General features: G+C 45.1%; 15 protein-coding genes and 1 other annotated feature (1 of these 16 cut by a window edge). Of the genes, 10 read left to right on the forward strand and 5 right to left on the reverse strand.

The window, feature by feature from the left end:
- Positions 1-49 (reverse strand) — a binding site (T-box leader); it reaches 190 nt to the left of the window's first position.
- 191 nt (positions 50-240) lie between these two features.
- On the forward strand, positions 241-846 hold the full coding sequence (locus ACIFQM_RS15185) for a DUF1349 domain-containing protein (RefSeq protein ID WP_044646982.1): 606 nt from the start codon (positions 241-243) through the stop codon (positions 844-846).
- 63 nt (positions 847-909) lie between these two features.
- Positions 910-1,620: a DUF1361 domain-containing protein gene (locus tag ACIFQM_RS15190; RefSeq protein WP_430040446.1), complete on the forward strand. Its 711-nt coding sequence runs from the start codon at positions 910-912 to the stop codon at positions 1,618-1,620.
- Positions 1,621-1,677: 57 nt separating this feature from the next.
- Here the strand turns inward: ACIFQM_RS15190 and ACIFQM_RS15195 are convergent, their stop codons facing one another.
- Positions 1,678-2,607, reverse strand: coding sequence for an ArsR/SmtB family transcription factor (locus tag ACIFQM_RS15195; protein ID WP_430040444.1), 930 nt, complete (start codon positions 2,605-2,607; stop codon positions 1,678-1,680).
- Between the two features lie 512 nt (positions 2,608-3,119).
- On the opposite strand from ACIFQM_RS15195, the gene ACIFQM_RS15200 reads away from it, so the two are divergent.
- The 6 genes from ACIFQM_RS15200 to ACIFQM_RS15225 all read left to right on the forward strand — a co-directional run bounded on the left by ACIFQM_RS15200 (position 3,120) and on the right by ACIFQM_RS15225 (position 11,188).
- The gene (locus tag ACIFQM_RS15200) at positions 3,120-4,460 is read left to right on the forward strand and encodes an ABC transporter substrate-binding protein (protein WP_430065739.1); all 1,341 of its coding nucleotides are present in this window, start codon (positions 3,120-3,122) and stop codon (positions 4,458-4,460) included.
- A 91-nt stretch (positions 4,461-4,551) separates the two neighbouring features.
- Complete coding sequence (locus tag ACIFQM_RS15205) at positions 4,552-5,442, forward strand: carbohydrate ABC transporter permease (protein ID WP_430040440.1); 891 nt, start codon at positions 4,552-4,554, stop codon at positions 5,440-5,442.
- A gap of 27 nt (positions 5,443-5,469) precedes the next feature.
- Positions 5,470-6,312 carry a carbohydrate ABC transporter permease gene (locus tag ACIFQM_RS15210; RefSeq protein ID WP_430040438.1) on the forward strand — a complete coding sequence of 281 codons (843 nt, stop codon included), beginning with the start codon at positions 5,470-5,472 and terminating at the stop codon, positions 6,310-6,312.
- Positions 6,313-6,394: 82 nt separating this feature from the next.
- A complete protein-coding gene (locus ACIFQM_RS15215) occupies positions 6,395-7,780 on the forward strand; it encodes an arabinan endo-1,5-alpha-L-arabinosidase (RefSeq protein ID WP_430065741.1) in 1,386 nt (461 codons plus the stop codon).
- Between the two features lie 41 nt (positions 7,781-7,821).
- Positions 7,822-8,793 carry a glycoside hydrolase family 43 protein gene (locus ACIFQM_RS15220; protein ID WP_430040434.1) on the forward strand — a complete coding sequence of 324 codons (972 nt, stop codon included), beginning with the start codon at positions 7,822-7,824 and terminating at the stop codon, positions 8,791-8,793.
- 307 nt (positions 8,794-9,100) lie between these two features.
- Positions 9,101-11,188 carry a class I SAM-dependent methyltransferase gene (locus ACIFQM_RS15225; protein ID WP_430065743.1) on the forward strand — a complete coding sequence of 696 codons (2,088 nt, stop codon included), beginning with the start codon at positions 9,101-9,103 and terminating at the stop codon, positions 11,186-11,188.
- A 120-nt stretch (positions 11,189-11,308) separates the two neighbouring features.
- Here ACIFQM_RS15225 and ACIFQM_RS15230 read toward each other — a convergent pair whose 3' ends face one another.
- Positions 11,309-11,914, reverse strand: a complete 606-nt coding sequence (locus ACIFQM_RS15230) for a copper amine oxidase N-terminal domain-containing protein (protein WP_430065745.1) — start codon at positions 11,912-11,914, stop codon at positions 11,309-11,311.
- Between the two features lie 300 nt (positions 11,915-12,214).
- Between ACIFQM_RS15230 and ACIFQM_RS15235 the strand changes: the two genes are divergently transcribed.
- Entirely contained in the window at positions 12,215-12,640 is a 426-nt protein-coding gene (locus ACIFQM_RS15235) for a VOC family protein (protein WP_430065747.1), read from the forward strand.
- Between the two features lie 254 nt (positions 12,641-12,894).
- Here ACIFQM_RS15235 and nrdF read toward each other — a convergent pair whose 3' ends face one another.
- The 3 genes from nrdF to nrdI all read right to left on the reverse strand — a co-directional run bounded on the left by nrdF (position 12,895) and on the right by nrdI (position 16,499).
- On the reverse strand, positions 12,895-13,860 hold the full coding sequence (nrdF, locus tag ACIFQM_RS15240) for a class 1b ribonucleoside-diphosphate reductase subunit beta (RefSeq protein WP_044646970.1): 966 nt from the start codon (positions 13,858-13,860) through the stop codon (positions 12,895-12,897).
- A 208-nt stretch (positions 13,861-14,068) separates the two neighbouring features.
- Positions 14,069-16,153, reverse strand: coding sequence for a class 1b ribonucleoside-diphosphate reductase subunit alpha (gene nrdE / locus ACIFQM_RS15245; protein WP_430065749.1), 2,085 nt, complete (start codon positions 16,151-16,153; stop codon positions 14,069-14,071).
- Positions 16,140-16,499 carry a class Ib ribonucleoside-diphosphate reductase assembly flavoprotein NrdI gene (nrdI, locus tag ACIFQM_RS15250; protein WP_137062615.1) on the reverse strand — a complete coding sequence of 120 codons (360 nt, stop codon included), beginning with the start codon at positions 16,497-16,499 and terminating at the stop codon, positions 16,140-16,142. Before nrdI ends, nrdE begins: the two co-directional genes overlap by 14 nt.
- Before the next feature lie 426 nt (positions 16,500-16,925).
- On the opposite strand from nrdI, the gene ACIFQM_RS15255 reads away from it, so the two are divergent.
- The gene (locus ACIFQM_RS15255) at positions 16,926-17,498 is read left to right on the forward strand and encodes a GNAT family N-acetyltransferase (RefSeq protein ID WP_430040422.1); all 573 of its coding nucleotides are present in this window, start codon (positions 16,926-16,928) and stop codon (positions 17,496-17,498) included.
- Positions 17,499-17,557 lie beyond the last annotated feature (59 nt).

The following is a 17,557-nucleotide window of genomic DNA, read 5'->3' on the forward strand; positions in this document are numbered from 1 at the left end:
TCTCTGCAAATCCGCTGTATAGCTTACTCGTTCTCGTCATTGAAATTTGTTGCCGTATCAAGTTAGGTGTAATTATAAGCACAACATTTCAGGATGGCAAGTCTTTTTTTATAAATTTTAAAGACAGGAGCATCATCATTGACGATTGGAAAATAACGTATATAGTGGTATCAAGGGGGATTGGGCCCCCGATTTCACCATGATATTTGACAATATTGGCTAGAGAAGGATGGTGTCCATATGAACGTATTTGAACGCTTTAACGGCAAGGTTTTGCCTACAGGATGGGGCTGGACCAACGAACCGACTGTATGGAGATTCGATGATTCCAAGGCTTTAAAAGTATCTGCACCTTCACAGGCGGATTTCTTTAGAGATCCGTCCGGCGCGGCGATAAAATCGTCCGCACCCTTTTTGCATACAACGCTTCAAGGTGATTTTACAATATGGACGAGGGTTCGTGTCGATATGAAGCAGCCTTATGATTCAGGATGCTTGATGATTATGGCGGATGATACCCATTGGGCCAAGCTGTGCTTTGAATACTTTGAAAGCACCCCCTCTATCCTTAGTGTGGTCACACGGGATACGTCCGATGATTGTATATCTGGGACGATGGACGTTTCCAATCCGTATTTGCGAGTGGCAAGAGCCGGAAATTGCTTTGCCTTTCATTATTCATCAGACGGGCAGCAATGGAAGTTGGCGAGATATTTTGGCATGGATGTTCCAAACGAGCTAAAGGTCGGGGTCGTTGCACAATCTCCGGTCGGAGAAGGTTGTGATGTTACTTTTGATGCCTTGAATGTGGAAAATCATGTATCCGGGGACATACGAACTGTGTAATAAATGGATATAATTATTAAAGGACGTATATACGTATATTCATGCAGGGGGTTGGACGAGAGTTTGCTGTTTAAAGGGAAGAGATATAAGCTGCCCGGCTTATTGAGTGTACTGCTTTTAGCTTCGTTGGGATGTTATGGACTTATTATGTATGTGCAGTCCACAAGTGGGACGAAAATGTATCAATTTTTGTACTGGGATATATTTCTGGCATGGGTTCCGGTCTTGATTTCTCTAGGAATGATCGCCTTATCCAGACTGGGAAACATAAGAGTGAGAAGGCTTCTTTTATTAATTGCCGGAGTCGTATGGCTGTTTTTTCTGCCGAATGCACTCTATTTGCTGACTGAATTACTGCATGCATTCCGTTTTTATGAAGTGAATCCTGACTCGCGTTTTTGGCTGGATATTCAATTTTGGTTGATCTTATTTACGCCTTTTTCGGCAGCAGGGATTGGTCTTTTTCTTACTTCCATTTGTATATTTACGATCCACCGTATGCTGCAAGAGGTTTGTTCCAGCTGGCTTGCGTGGGTTATCGTTTTTATATTCCTGTGGCTGTCCAGTGTAGGTGTATATATCGGCAGATTTGCTCGCTGGAATAGCTGGGATGTGGCGTTGCAACCCATGGTGATCGTGATGAATGTTTGGAAATGGGTGGTGCATGCCGGAGCAAGGCTTCATTTGTTGTCTTTTAGCTGGCTGGTGTTTGGAATCGCGGTCATTTTTTATCTGTTGATCTATATCTCTTTAAGTGAGGAGAAGCACGCTTAGGCCGAGGAGACGTATTCCACGAATACGGGCTTCGGCCTTTTTACATATGGGAAGTCATCAGCTAACGTTGGCCTCCCCGTGTTCTTCATAAAGCACACGCACCAGCAGATCCTGACTGAAATTGCCGAATCTTTTGCCGAAAATGGTGAGACCCCCTTTGTTCTCCGACTGATCGGATACGGATAAGCGCAGTGTAATATCGCTTTTATAGTTAAGCCCAATATCGTCTATTGTGACTTCTGATATACGGCACCCGTCAATGAAGCTTCCATGTTGATTGATGCGAATTAATTTGAGCATGCCATATTGATTCAAATGCGGTGGCCACCAATCGGGATTCAGAACCCCCGGTACTTCTCCAAAATCTCCGGCGCTAGTCCAGTGACCAATCGGGATGCCGTTGACATGAAAACAAATGTCGGAAGGATATACCTCACAATAACCCGGTGCTTCTGAGCCCAGCTCTGCGGAAAATTGAATTTCGGTAAAGGATTGATTCTCTTTCAGGTAGTTAGGAATCCGATATTCCAGAAAACCATCTGCCATCCAGATCATTTCCGAGTCCAGCCTTCCGGGATCTGCAAAATAGCGGGGATCATCAAAATCACCAATAATGCTGTCTCTGGTCACCAAGCCACAGGTAGGTACTGCCTGGTAGTTACTGTAATGACCGATACGAATTTCAACCTCGTACACATTTTTCTGCTCTCTGCTACGCAAGTCCACCATCAGTTTTTCCTTGTTCAGATAGCACATTTTTCGGGTACCATGCTTGCCGCTTACTGTATTGATCTCGACAAGGCCACATTCCTCCAGCTTACGAATATGCATCGTAATCGTACCGTTGCTCAAATCAAGCCTGTTAGCGATGTCATTCATACTTTGTCCTTGATGGACGGCGAGCAATTCCAAAATTTGAATGCGGATTTCCGAGCCGAGCGCTTTGAAAATATCTAGCCCTGACATTAAGTCCTTAATATAAATCATAGCAATGGACCTTCCTTATCTATAAAAAATGTAATGTAAGCGCTTATATATTTGTTTTGATTTATGTTAAAATAAAAACAGAAAGAAGTAAACCGCTTTGGAATAAATTATTTTACAAAAATAAAAAGGGAAGTGAAACAAAACTCAGAATAGATTTTTTACCTAAATAAAATCGTGTTTAAGTTCATTTACTCTAAATTTTTCAATAAAATAACTTAAATACGATTTTATTTTGTTTTTCATGCTATTCAATTCTATACTTTATATTTATTTAAAAAGATTTATAAATGCATTGACGAACCGTAGAATGCCGTGATATATTTTGTTTGTAAACGAATTCATTATTGATAAAGAAAAATATTAATTATAGGTGCATGAGAGGAATGATGATCACAGGCTCGAGTGAACAACAGGATGATGTACCGCACAGGTGAATAAAGGCCAAATGGTATGAGTTTATTTTAACACTATATGTATGCGGTTTCATTTCAATTTTAGGAGGGGTCGCGTTAATGAAGAAAATAGGTTTTGCAATGACAATGGTTGTACTGTTGTTGATGGTTGCTGCACTGGCTGGCTGTAGTGGAGGAAGCTCCAATAGTGATGGAAGCAAGGAACTGACATTCATGTTCCGTGGTGGTACGGATGAGCAGAAGGCTTATAAGGAAGTTATCAAGAAATTTGAAGAGGAACATCCTGGCGTGAAGGTTAAAATGGTCGTGACGGCCGCGGATCAATATGCTACAAAGCTCAGAGCAGCGATCACAGGAAATAATCTTCCAGATGTCTTTTATTTTAACCCTGGAGATGTGAAAGCTTATGTAAATAGTGGGATACTGAAGGACCTCACTCCTTACATTGAGAAGAACAAGGATATAAAGCTGGATAACATTTGGAAATACGGTGTGGATTTGTACCGCTATGACGGTAAAATGGCCGGCCAAGGAAATATTTACGGTATGCCAAAGGACTTGGGTCCATTCGCCTTGGGTTATAACAAAACCATGTTTGAAAAAGCAGGCGTTCCGTTACCTGATAAAGACAAACCGTATACATGGGATGAGTTTATCAAGGTCAGCCAAGAGCTGACAAAAGATACGAATGGTGATGGCAAACCGGATCAGTATGGTACAGGTTTTAACGTTCAGTGGGCATTGCAAGCCTTCGTATGGAGCAATGGTGCGGATTGGCTGGATGAAAGCAAAACGAAAGTAACGATTGATGATCCTAAATTTGCGGAAGCGCTTCAATACTTTGCTGATATGCAAAACAAATATAAGATTACGCCTGGTATTGAACAATCACAAACACTGGACACCTATCAACGCTGGATGAAGGGCGAAATGGCATTCTTCCCGGTAGGTCCTTGGGATATGAGTACATTTGAAAAACTGCCATTTGAATATGATCTGTTGCCATTCCCGGCAGGATCGACTGGCAAATCGGCAACATGGATTGGTTCTCTGGGTATTGGTGTTTCCTCTAAAACAAAGTACCCGGATGAAGCTGTAGAACTGGTCAACTATCTGACGACTTCCAAAGAAGGAATGAAGCAGCTCGTAGATGCCAAGGTACAAATTCCGAATCTGCTGGATATGGCGGATGAGTGGTCCAAAGATACGAAAACCAAGCCTGCTAACAAACAAGAATTTATTGATATTGTGAATGACTATGGTCGCTCATTACCAGGCAACTATACGTATAACGCCGAATGGTACGATATTTTCTTCACCGATATTCAGCCTGTGCTGGACGGAAAAATTACGGCAGCGGATTATGTAAAGCAGGAGCAACCGAAGATGCAGAAACTGCTGGATAAAGCGGTGGAGCAAGAGAAAAAATCACAGAAATAGTACGTAAATAACGGATAAGGGATGATGTTAGTGGCTGATATTATGCTGCTGACATCATCTTCATTCCAAATTAGAAACAGAGGTGAGCCCTGTGATAACCAAATCTAATCTCTACCGCAAAGAGAAAATATATGGATACTTATTTATTCTTCCACCTATTCTCGGTCTGCTAATCTTTACGTTGTTCCCGTTTGTCTATTCGTTATACGGCTCTTTTACAGATTGGGACGGATTGGGACAAATGAACTTTATTGGTCTCGACAATTTCAAAGATTTATTTACCGATGAACTCTTTTACAAATCGATGTACAATACTCTTTTCTTAATGCTGGGTATTCCAATCGGTCTTTTGTTGGCTTTGCTGCTGGCACTGGGGTTGAATCGCAAGATTCCGGGCACGACAACGTTTCGTGTGATCTACTATATTCCGGTTATTTCTTCTTTGGCTGCTGTTTCTATTATGTGGAACTGGGCATACAACGGAGACTACGGTCTGGTGAACCAATTCCTCGAATTGTTTGGTATTAAAGGTCCCAATTGGCTGATGGATAAGGATACGGTTAAGCCTGCCTTGATCCTTATGACGGTCTGGAAGGGTCTTGGCTACACGATGTTACTGTATTTGGCAGCCCTGCAAAGTGTATCTCGCTCTTACTATGAAGCAGCAGAGCTGGATGGAGCCAGCGGATTCCAAATGTTCCGCAACATTACATGGCCAATGGTAAAACCAGTGACCTTTTTCCTGGTCGTAACCAATATCATTGGTGGTTCACAAATCTTTACTGAAATGAACATTATGACTCCTACAGGGGGTCCGGAATACTCATCCGCCTCAATCGTCTTCTATATTTGGGATAAGGCATTTAAAAACCTTCAAATGGGATATGCCTCCGCGATGGCTATGATTCTTGGCATCTTCATTTTTATCGTAACTTTGATTCAATTCAAAATGAATGAAAAATCGTCCTATGATGGGGATTGATTTTCGCGGAAAGGAGTGAGTCTGATTATGTCCCATAGTCAAAGAACGAAAGTTACCAATATCATTATTTTTATTGCACTGGCGATTGGAGCGATTGTGATGATCGCGCCGCTGCTGTGGATGCTGTCCACTTCTGTGAAAGAAAAGCAGGATGTCTTTGCTCTTCCACCGGTATGGATACCAGAAGTATTCCATTTTAGCAAGTATAAGGAAATTTGGGAAGCGGGACCTTTGTTAAGCGGGATCAAGAACAGCGTGATTGTGGCTGTCAGTGTTACCGTTGTGGGTACCTTTACATCCAGTGTGGCTTCTTTTGCATTTGCAAAACTGAGATTCCCTCATAAAAATAAACTGTTTCTTTTACTCATCGCATCGATGATGATTCCATACCCAACGGTTATGATTCCACAGTTTATGATGTTTTCCAAGCTCGGTTGGGTAGACACGCTCTTGCCCCTGATCGTTCCAGGTTTGTTCGGGAATGTGGTTATGATCTTTTTCCTGCGGCAGTATTTGCTCAGTGTACCGGACGCCATTATCGAAGCAGCTAAAATTGACGGAAGCTCTTATTTCCGACTGTATTCGTCCATTACATTCCCGCTTATTAAGCCGGCAGTAGCGGCACAGCTTATTTTATGGTTCATGGGAATTTGGAACGATTATTTGGCACCGATTATTTACTTGAATTCACCGGAAACGCAGACGTTGCAGTTGGTCATAGCGAACTTTAATGCGACCTATGCCATTCAGACGGATTATCCGCTCATTATGGCAGCTTCCATAGTCGCTTTGTTACCTGTGCTGATTATATTCCTGATCTTCCAGAAACAGATTATTGAGTCGGTTGCTATTTCCGGTGTCAAAGGTTAAGTGTAGCCACTGGAGGGCACGGATGAATGATGCAAGGCAATCACAATATGTAATGGGTAAAGGAAGGAGGAGAATAACAGTTATGGTAATGCTGCTTATGCTGGGCCTATCCGGCTGTGGAGATAATACCCCGGACCCTGTATATCCGCAGGCTCCGCCTCCCGATCACTTGTATAACCAAAGTACGATAAATGATGAGCAGCGCTGGACGATTAACAATGCGCATGATCCTGCGATTATCAAAACAGATCAGGGCTATTATGTATATTCCACGGATGTAAAGGCAGGCGGAGAACTGAGGCCGGGGGTCATGGTACGTAAATCGACTGACCTGATTCACTGGAACTGGGTGCAGTATGCGCTGCCTGGCATTCCAAAAGAAGCAGAGGCATGGTCGTCAGCAACCAATCTGTGGGCACCGGACGTTATTAAAATGGGCGATATCTATCGGATGTATTATTCAGCTTCTACTTTTGGCAGCACACGGTCAGCCATCGGATTGCAGACATCAAGCTCGCCGGAAGGCCCGTGGAAGGATGAAGGGCTGGTCGTTAAAACGAAGGAGCATGACAAGCTGAATGCAATTGATGCCAATCCGGTGCTGGATGCGGAGGGGAATCCGTGGATGGTATACGGCTCGTTTTTTGGAGGCATTTATATTACGCCACTTGATCCCCAGACTGGAAAGCTGAAGGAGTCTAGCTACGGGAAAAATATTGCCGCCAGAGATCGAGCAACAGAGGATGGTGCTGTGGAAGGGCCATACATTGTGTACAATCCCGCATTCCGCAAATATTACTTGTTTGTCTCATATGATTCTTTGTTCGAGGACTATAATGTACGCGTTGCCCGCTCGGATTCGATTACAGGTCCGTATGTGGATATCAATGGACATGATATGGCAGATACCAGCTATTTGCCCCAATATGAGATCGGAAACAAGGTATTGGGTGGCTATCGGTTCAGCGAAGGAGAAGGCTGGGTTGCGCCAGGTCACAATTCCGTTCTGAAGGACGGAGAGGATTATTATATCGTGCATCATGCACGGGGAGAGACGGATAAGCGATGGCCGTATCTGCATGTACGTAAAATATTATGGACCGCTGAGGGCTGGCCTGTCGTATCGCCGGAACGGTATGCGGGCGAGCAGGAGCAGGATATACCTCAAAGATTATTATCCGGCAGTTGGGAACGCATCGTGATGAAGCAGGAAGTGGACGGTCAAGTGGAAGCTGAACCGCTTCGTCTGGAAGATGGAGGTCGGGCAACCAGCGGAACGCTTGAAGGCCAGTGGAGCTTTGACGGCAAGCGTACTTTAACACTGGATTGGAGCGATACATCCGAAAGGACCAAGGAACAACTGCTATTGCTTCCTTCATGGGACTGGGAGCTGGGTCGCCAAACTTTAATTTTTACGGGTATGGACGACAAGGGAGTTTCCATTTGGGGTAAGCGTATCGGCGATTAATTGTATGAACTTACATACTACACATAGAGGAGAGAAAAACCATGAATCAACCTGTATCTTTTACTAATCCGGTCATTGAGCAACGTGCAGACCCTTGGGTTTACAAGCATAGTGACGGATACTATTATTTTACCGGATCTGTACCCGAGTATGACCGCATTGAGGTTCGACGGGCGCTTACCATTCAGGGCTTAAATACGGCAGAGCCTGTCGCCGTGTGGCATAAATATGAAACAGGCCCGTTAAGCGCCAATATTTGGGCACCGGAAATTCATTTTATTGATGGCAAATGGTACATTTATTTTGCAGCAGCTCGCACCACTGAAACGAAGGAAGGTCTGTTTGACCACCGGATGTTCGTGCTGGAAAATGCTTCGGCTAACCCACTGGAAGGAGAATGGGTGGAAAAGGGGCAGATTAAAACCCGTTGGGAAACGTTCGCGCTGGATGCCACAACCTTCCAGCATCATGGAGTGCTGTATTATGTGTGGGCCCAGAAGGACCCGGACATTGTCGGTAATTCCAATCTGTACATTTCTGAAATGAGCAATCCGTGGACGCTGCGCGGTGAGCAGGTGATGATCTCAACCCCTGAATATGATTGGGAAGTCATCGGTTTTAAGGTGAATGAAGGAGCGGCAGTTCTGAAACGAAACGGACGAATCTTTATCAGCTATTCAGCCAGCGCCACAGATTATAATTATTGCATGGGGCTACTGACAGCGGACGAGAATGGAGACTTGCTCCACCCTAAATCATGGGCGAAATCGCCTGAGCCCGTATTCTGCACGAATGAGGAAACGGGCCAATTTGGACCCGGTCATAACAGCTTTACGGTTGGGGCTGACGGTAATGACGTCATCGTGTATCATGCACGGAATTACAAGGAGATTACGGGTGATCCGTTGTATGACCCGAATCGCCATACACGTGTTCAGTCGTTGAACTGGCATGAGGACGGGACGCCTGATTTTGGCATTCCTGTACCGGATGGAGTTCCTGCTGGTAAATAAGCGATACGAATGTTACAGAAGTGGCGTGTTGTATAACAGCGGCGAAGTTTTCTGAACAATGCAGGAAATGATAAATTAACTACGTATAACAAGGATGATTAGATATCTTCTAAGCCGTAAGGCTGGGAGATATCTTTTTGTTTTCGCGGCAGTGGGAGTCCCCTTTTCAAAACCTCGGTTTATGATTGTTAAAAAAGTTTAATATTTTCCACGGGATGTAAACAATAAATGTATGGTAAAGTGTATTTTATACAAGGCTCTTATCTACACGTATTTACCGAATCCGAATCAATCGAGGTGAGGAAAAATGCTGCAATCGTTAAAAGCCATTGCCAACTATCGAAAAGAAAGTGATCTGGCCTGGGATACGCCGACTTGGCTGAAACTGCTCGTTTCGGCTGAGGAGCGCATTGTGAATCTGGAACGCATCCACTCCATAGGGGAGTTAAAGGATGCTAATCCCGTACTGGATTATGTGGAGCGTACGTTGCTTATTTTGGACGGGCTTCCATTGTCTTTCTGGATTAAGGAGCTGCTGGAAGACGTGCTGGTATGGTCTGAGACGGCCAAAGGAGGCACAGTTCGCGAACGGCTGCGCTGGCAGCAGGAGGGCATCAATTTATTTGTGCATAATATTGGTTCCGCCCAGCTGTACGTCAGACAGGCTCAAGCGGAGAAACCGGCGTTCCCCCGCAACACTATGACTCGGATTCTGATTGAGACCCATGGATTAATCGGGCAGTATATACGGGGTGAAATTCCTTTTGCGGAAAATCGGGCGCTGCTGGAAATTACCCGTAAGGGCTGGTTAAGCCACGAAGAACTGGAGCTTGCCTTACTTGCGCTAAATGAGTGCATTATCGCCGGGGTAGACCCTGAGTTATGGGAGCAGGTACGGAGTGAAGTGGAGCAACTGATTGGCTGGATCGCATGGGATAACGCGCCTGTGGCCTGGAGTGTGAAGGAACGACTGGAGAGATTACGGTCGGTTTCTATTCATGAAGGGGAACCCTTCGAGCAGGCTTACGCCGAGCTGGAGCACGAGCTGAATGTAGATAAGGCGCTGGCTCCGTTGGAGAATCGAACGCTTTGGTATGTGGAGTCGGCTTTACAGGATTTTTCGTTGCAGGAGCTGGTGAAGGTATTTTTACTTGCGTTACGGGATGGTACGGGACAGGAATTGCCTGCAACGGTGCGACATATCAGCTTTGAATCTCTCATGAACACGATGCATTATGACTATCGCGGCATCAAGAAAATTAACGTTTATAAAAAACGGATGATTGAGAAATATTTACACGCGCTATCCTGGCAGGATATCTTGCAAGGAAAACGGAAGCATAATCCTCATTTGAATGTGGTCGTGGAGCATAAAGAGGAGCTGCAGAGTACCGTGTTTTTTAATTTTCATTTTTCATCTGCGGCTGAGAAGCTGATTGACTTTTGCATCGAGGCGGAAAAAACGCCTTTGTATGACAAAGCCATATTACTACTGTTTGACCTGTTCGGCTTGCGCCGTGATGCTTATGATCGTTTTCACAATGAGGAAACATACCTTGCGGATATGAATCAAACCGTAGATTACAAAAAGGTCATTCTGGATTACGTGACGGGAACTCGTGTATTGGATATCGGACCGGGCGGGGGTGTGCTGCTGGACCTGATTGAACAGGAGATACCGGACGTGAAGCCGCTGGGACTCGATATTTCTGTGAATGTTATTGAAGCGCTCAAACGTAAAAAGCAATTGGAGGGCCACCGCTGGGATGTGATTAAAGGAGATGCTCTCCAACTGGAGGAATTTATAGAGCCGGGGAGCATGGACACGATCATTTTTTCGTCCATTCTCCACGAGCTGTATTCTTACATGGAACGGGATGGAGCCCGGTTCAATCTGCATACGGTGGAGGCTGCTTTGCAAAGCGCCTATCATGTGCTGGCACCGGGCGGACGTATCATTATCCGTGACGGCATTATGACTGAACCGGCAGAACAGCGCAGACGAATCCGGTTCCTGGAGCCGGACGGAATGGAATGGTTGCTGCGATATGCCAAAGATTTTACAGGTCGCCACATTGAAGTGGAGCGTGTGAGTGAGCATGAGGCTATTTTGCCTGTGAACGATGCGATGGAATTTCTGTATACCTACACCTGGGGGACGGAAGCCTATATGCATGAAGTGCAGGAGCAGTTTGGGTATTTTACCCCTTCACAGTATGAAGAGTGTATTCGCCGCACGCTTGGATCGCAGGCTATAATCCGGGAGAGCCGTCACTATTTGCAGGAGGGCTATACGGAAGCGCTTGCCGGGCGTATTGGATTTACCGATGAGCAGGGTCAGCCTGTTCCCCTGCCGGATAGCACCTGTCTGTTTGTGATTGAGAAGCCGCAATAGAGTAGGTTAAGCTGATCCAGTTGAACCAAAAAGCCTTTTGATTGCGCCAAGTGCGATCAAAAGGCTTTTTGGCATATTGGATTGGCTTATAGAGAGATTTTTAGCGTATTTGTGTTTTCATCATAGACTAACTGCGCCCCCCAATCCTTTGGCGAATACCTGTACAGGTACATAAGTGGTGTCATTGATCGTCTTGGGGGCTACAGCGATTTGTTCCGCTTGTCCGTTGTAAAATACGGTTTGGCTTCCCAGGGTTAACGTGACTTTGTGGTTGGCCTTGGTAATTCCTATGGTTCCAGTACCGTGATCCCATACGACCTCTGCCTTCAAGCTTTCTGCTATATCGCGCAAGGGAACAAGATTTGTATTTTGGTAGACAATGGGCTTGGCTGTAAAAGAAATAGGCGTTCCATTCACGAGTACTTTCAGATTGGATGTAGTATAAGCGGGTTTTTGGCTCTGTTGTGTACTTTGCTTCTGTTTTGATTTTTGCTTTGATTTCGTGGTTTTCTTGGATGCAGAGCTACTGGAAGAGGAAGAACTGCTGGAGGAAGAACCCCCGCTATGATAGTGATATTCCCCGTAGGAAAGGCCCCATTTCGAGCAGTTGGTCCAGCAGGTATGGCCGCCACTGGAGTCTGTTCTGCCCGGATGAGCAGATACGGATAAAGAACCGGTTAGGGCGAGCAGTAAGACGGAAGCGGTTATGCCGATTTTCTTTTTCATGAATTGTGATCTCCTTGTTATTCGAAGTTTTTATATGACCCTCAAAGTAGAAGAGAACGTTTGCAGTGTTGGGTTCTATAGAATATATCGGTAGCAGTATTCCAAAAATGTACCATAATTAACTCCTTTTTTCGATACCAAGAAGGCAGGTGTGTTCGTGTATGTCCTCGCATGTGGAGCAGCAGCTTGGCATATCGGTAGAAGAAAGATAACAAACAACTCTGTTTATCTTAACATTTTTTGCATATAATACAGGAGAAATGACAGGATAGCTTTAAAAATGAAGGAGTTGTGTTGAAAATGTCAAAGCGTTTGATCCCCTATATTACGATGAATGGAAATGTGAAGGACGCGATTCAATTTTATGAAAAGGTATTGGATGCCCAACTGCTTTTTATCCAAACCTTCGGTGAAATGCCTGAAAATCCGGAATTTCCGATTCCCGCAGAGATCAAGGAACGTGTGGGACATGCCACCCTCAAAGTCGGTGAGACAGAGCTTATGTTTTCCGACACCTTTCCTGGCTCGCCGTTCAGCAGCGGGAATCAGGTGAGCATCTGTATTACAACCGACAGTGTCGAGCAATCCAGAAGAATGTTTGACGCTCTACAGCAAGGAGGACAGGTGGGGATGGCTTTGCAAGAAACCCATTTTAGTCCGGCTTATGGGAATGTAACGGACAAGTTTGGTATTACCTTTCAAATTTTCACGGAGGCTCGGTCTTAAACAATGGAAAACGGCCCGATTTCGCTACCTTGGCGATCTGGCCGTTTTTTTTGTATGAATCCTCGTTCAAGATGTGGGTTGGACTTCCTTATGATCAAAATGGAGAAGCGAAGCGTACGCCTTTGCCCGGGGATTCTAACCTTAATACTAATCCAAAAGAATCCCTTGACAACAGCGATCGGAAGAACTATCCACTTGCGGAGTGGTCTCCCTCAGCATTACCTAAACAAACTATTTTCACATATATCTATTACCTACACTCCAAAATTAAAATCATCATCAGTCAGCGGCTCCACATTCATTGCACGCACGTAGCCGTTTCCTTTTTTAGAAAAGAAATCATGCTGCTTGGTGTGGGTGCTGATGCCGTTGAACACAATCGGATTGACTTCTTCTTCTTCAAATAATGGATCAAAGCCCAGGTTCATCATGGCCTTATTGGCGTTGTAGCGTAAAAAGACTTTGACATCGTCCACAAGCCCGATAGGAGCATAAATTTGCTCGGTGTATTGTTCCTCGTTATTGTGCAAGTAGCGCAGCAACCCTACCAGCGTCTGGTACAGATCGCGTTGCTCTTCCTCGTCCAGCTCTGCATAAATCTCCTGTGCCAGCACACCTACATAAACACCGTGAATACTTTCGTCCCGCAAAATCAGGTCGATAATTTCTCCGCTGCATGTCATCTTGCCCTGACCCGCCAGATAGAGAGGGTAGAAGAAGCCGCTATAAAATAAATAGCTTTCTAACAGCACTGACGCTGCCATAGCGAGATACAAGTCTTTTGGCGTATGAATATTCATATAATACTGACGAATGGTTTCCGCCTTGGTCTGGAGATGCGGATTTTCCTCTACCCAACGGAATATATTATCAATCTCTTCCGTAGAAGCCAGGGTTGTAAAAATGCTGCTGTACGACTTCGCATGAATTTGTTCCATCATCGCCATAAAGCTCAGCACAGCTTTACGTTGCAGCCCGTCCACATGCTCCATAATTTGCGGCATACCTACGCCGCCTTGAATCGTATCCAGCAACGTCAAGCCGCCTAATACTTTCATGTAGGCTTCTTTTTCAATATCACTGAGGGTTACCCAGCTCATTTTATCGTCGGACAGCGGAATTTCATCATCCGTCCAAAATTGCATAATGTTCTGATTCCAGAACATCAATGTGAAATCATCGTCCGAGCGGTTCCAGTTTACAGCTTGTATACCTGTCATTTTTTGGCATTCTCCCTTCAGCTTCCGAGATTTCCTAGAGTCACAATGAAATGATATAGGCGAATCATCGTATGCTTGACATACGGAAGCTGCATCCGCGAGGCCGTGTCCCAACCCATAAAGGGCGGAACATCACGCTGGGATACAGCTTCTAATGAAAAGCATCCATTTATATGAGGACTTCTAATGTTAATTTATGAGTACGGTCTTAGATCGAGCAGGTAAGGCACTCTTCTACAGACAGCTTTTTGGTACGTGTGTAGTACAACGATTTGAGTCCCTTGTGAGCAGCATAGAGATAGCAACGCGCCAATTGGCGTGTAGTCACGTCACTGTTCACATGAAGCACGGTCGAAATTCCTTGATCCACGTGAGGCTGAATTTCGGCAATCAGGTCCAGCACCTTGAACTGATCCATTTGATACGCGGATTTATAAAAGAACACATTATCTCGTTGCAAGTAAGGCATTGGATAATAGGTCGTCGAGTTCGCATAGGTACGTGTTTCAATTTGTTCCACGATAGGCATTACGCTGGACGTCGCATTTTGAATATATGAAATGCTGGCCGTCGGCGCAATCGCCATACGGTACGCGTGATACAGGCCATGCTTCTGCACGTCTGCTTTCAGCTTGTCCCAATCCTCTGGAGAAGGAATATAGATGCCGCCAAACAGTTCTTGTACGCGTGCCGTTGTCGGACGGTAATCGGTGTTCAGATAACGGTCAAAATACACACCAGTCGCATAATCCGATTCCTCAAAGCCATAAAAGCTTTGTCCGGCCGCTTGCGCGATTTCCATGCTTTTCTCCAAAGAGTGATAGTTCATCGTCATAAAAAAGGTGCGGACAAAATCCTTCGCTTCGTTGCTTTCATAAGCAATTTTGTTCTTGGCAAGGTAGCCATGCAGGTTCATGACACCCAGACCGACAGAATGCATCTCACGGTTTGCCTTGGCAACACCCGGCGCGTTCGCGACTTGGGTCATATCGCTGACCGAGGTCAGGGCAATCATACCCTCGTGAACGGATTCGCGGATTTTGCCATGCTCCATCACATTTACAATGTTGAGAGAAGCCAGATTACAGCTAATATCCCGACGGATTGTATCCTGTTGGCCGTAATCTGTAATTTCAGACGTTTCCTGTAATTGGAATATTTCCGTGCACAGATTCGACATTTTAACCTGGCCCACGTTTTTAAGAGCATGTGCCTGATTCGCGTTACTTTTGTTCATCATGTATGGATAGCCGGATTCCAGCTGGATCATGGCAATTTTGGTCAGCATGTCACGCGCGCTCATCGCTACTTTTTTCTTCACCCGGTCGTCAGCGAGCAGTGTATCGTACATTTCATCCAGATCCATATCGTCCAGATGCGTACCGTAGGCCTTGAACACACTATAAGGAGCGAATACATGCAGCGGCTCATTATCCTGAGCCAGCTTATAAAAGCGGTTCGGAACAATCAGTCCGATGGAGAGTGTCTTCAGGCGTACTCTTTCGTCGGCATTGATTTTTTTACTATCCAGGAACTCCAGTACATCCCAACCGAAAATGTTGTAGTATGCAGCGCCGGAGCCTTTACGTTGACCCATCTGATCCGCATAGGAGAAGCCGTCCTCCATCAGCTTCAGCACAGGCATAATGCCTTTAGCCGCGCCTTCTACACCTTTAATCACTTCGCCACGTGACCGCAGCTTCGACAGGTTGACCGCGACACCGCCGCCGATTTTGGACAACTGCATGCAAGTGTTTAGCACGTAGTTAATCGAGTTGAGGGAGTCGTCCATTTCGAGCAGGAAGCAGGATACCAATTCCCCACGACGGCTTTTGCCTGCATTCAAGAAGGTTGGCGTAGCCGGCTGGAGACGCTGCTCCATCATCGAGCGGGACAACAGACGTGCCGTATCGGCGTTACCACGGCCCAAATGCAGGGCGACGACCGCCACCCGGTCAGGATAGTGCTCCAGATAAACCTTACGGTCATTGCTTTTCACTGCATAATCCGTATAAAACTTGGATGCTGCCATATAGGAAGGGAATTTAAAATGATAACTATGAGTGATATGGAAAATATCCTTAATTTCGTCAGCTGTATAGCTACTATAGAAATTTTCGTAATAATCATTCTCAATCATGTAGAGCACTTGAGCCGCTGGATCTGCAAACTTCAAGCTCCGTTCTTCGACTTCCTTCATAAATTCGTCTACAGCCTCTTGGTCCTTTTCCAATTGGAAAAAGCCATCTGTATCGCGTTTCATCAACATGTTGTTCAATTCAATATGCCGCAACTCGGCTCACCCCCTGTTTGAAACGCTCTACATCGCCGAACGTTCCGGATAATTCAAATTTACTGATGACAGGTACGTTATAATGGTCGGAGATCAAATCCGCGCTTTTGGCAAAGCTCTCGCCCCAGTTACGGTTGCCGCTGGCAGCCACACCCACGAGGTTTTGAGCATTTTTTTGCAAAAAGGAAGATACCCTCTCAGGTATCTGTCCAAACCCCGTTGTATATGTAATGAGTACGTATGGTTCCTCTATAGTCATTTGCTCCTGGATTTGGACCGCCGGAAGCTTGAGCTTCCCGATAAATCTTTTTACATTGCCGGTCTTGGAATCATAGGCAATCAGCATTGTATTCAACCTCCTTGACATTTGGCAAAACAGCATCTGTCCAAGGCTCGAAATCCTGTAAAGATTCGCAACCCCTTGCTGGCCGTGCTTCGCCAAAATTTTAACGCCTATTTATATTGGTATTTCCATATCTGTATTTTCAAGATATATGTGTAAAATACGCGTTGTACACTATATTTAGAGTACGATTTCTATTTTATATCTATATATAGGTGAGGTCAATCACTTTTAAAAGGTTGGGCACAAGGATTGAGGGCAAGTCCAAGCGGGGTGCGGGATAAGCAGAATAACTTTTTTTTTCGTGCCAATTTTACAAATGTACTGGAGTTTTGGAGTATGAAGATGTACGATTTGTCAATAGGAGATACAGCAGTAAATCTACCTTTTACTGTAGGAAAATAAGTATGATGGGAGAGAAGATGTAATATGCCACATATTATTGGGGAACGCATCGTGCTGAGAGAGTATCGTCAGGAGGATATACCGGAAATACGAAAATGGGTCAATGACCCGGATATTACATGCGGTTTGAGCGATGCTTTTACTTATCCTCATTCTCAGACGAACAGCGAAGCCTATGTACAGATGATGATTGACGGCAGTTCGGAGACGAAGGGCTTTGTCATTGCGCATAAAGACACGCTGGATTATATCGGACAACTGGATTTATTTAGAATCAACTGGATGAATCGGCATGCCACACTTGGCATAGTGATCGGACGCGACGATAACCTGGGCAAAGGCTACGGACGTGAAGCGATCCGGCTATTACAGAAATTTGTATTTCATACGCTGAATCTGAATCGGTTGGAATTGGAAGTCTTTTCATATAATGAACGTGCATATCGCTGCTATCTGTCCTGTGGCTTCAAGGAGGAAGGTCTTCTGCGGCAAAAGCTGTTCAGGGAGGGCCAATACTATGACGTTATTCAAATGGGCATTTTGCGAAGTGAGTATGAGGCTGCGGAGCAAACGACGGAATCTTCGCAGAACGTGTAGGGAAACAGACAGTCATCATCGTGTCATGTATATATGGAACGAAACAGAACGTTCAATGT

The organism is Paenibacillus sp. NRS-1782, from assembly GCF_050467685.1.
GTDB classification, from domain to species: Bacteria; Bacillota; Bacilli; order Paenibacillales; family Paenibacillaceae; genus Paenibacillus; species Paenibacillus terrae_A.

Coding starts and splice junctions, on each gene's coding strand:
- ACIFQM_RS15185 (WP_044646982.1), top strand. CDS start 241: ATGAACGTATTTGAACGCTTTAACGGCAAGGTTTTGCCTACAGGATGG.
- ACIFQM_RS15195 (WP_430040444.1), bottom strand. CDS start 2,607: ATGATTTATATTAAGGACTTAATGTCAGGGCTAGATATTTTCAAAGCG.
- ACIFQM_RS15200 (WP_430065739.1), top strand. CDS start 3,120: ATGAAGAAAATAGGTTTTGCAATGACAATGGTTGTACTGTTGTTGATG.
- ACIFQM_RS15210 (WP_430040438.1), top strand. CDS start 5,470: ATGTCCCATAGTCAAAGAACGAAAGTTACCAATATCATTATTTTTATT.
- ACIFQM_RS15215 (WP_430065741.1), top strand. CDS start 6,395: ATGGTAATGCTGCTTATGCTGGGCCTATCCGGCTGTGGAGATAATACC.
- ACIFQM_RS15220 (WP_430040434.1), top strand. CDS start 7,822: ATGAATCAACCTGTATCTTTTACTAATCCGGTCATTGAGCAACGTGCA.
- ACIFQM_RS15225 (WP_430065743.1), top strand. CDS start 9,101: ATGCTGCAATCGTTAAAAGCCATTGCCAACTATCGAAAAGAAAGTGAT.
- ACIFQM_RS15230 (WP_430065745.1), bottom strand. CDS start 11,914: ATGAAAAAGAAAATCGGCATAACCGCTTCCGTCTTACTGCTCGCCCTA.
- ACIFQM_RS15235 (WP_430065747.1), top strand. CDS start 12,215: ATGTCAAAGCGTTTGATCCCCTATATTACGATGAATGGAAATGTGAAG.
- nrdF (WP_044646970.1), bottom strand. CDS start 13,860: ATGACAGGTATACAAGCTGTAAACTGGAACCGCTCGGACGATGATTTC.
- nrdI (WP_137062615.1), bottom strand. CDS start 16,499: ATGCTGATTGCCTATGATTCCAAGACCGGCAATGTAAAAAGATTTATC.
- ACIFQM_RS15255 (WP_430040422.1), top strand. CDS start 16,926: ATGCCACATATTATTGGGGAACGCATCGTGCTGAGAGAGTATCGTCAG.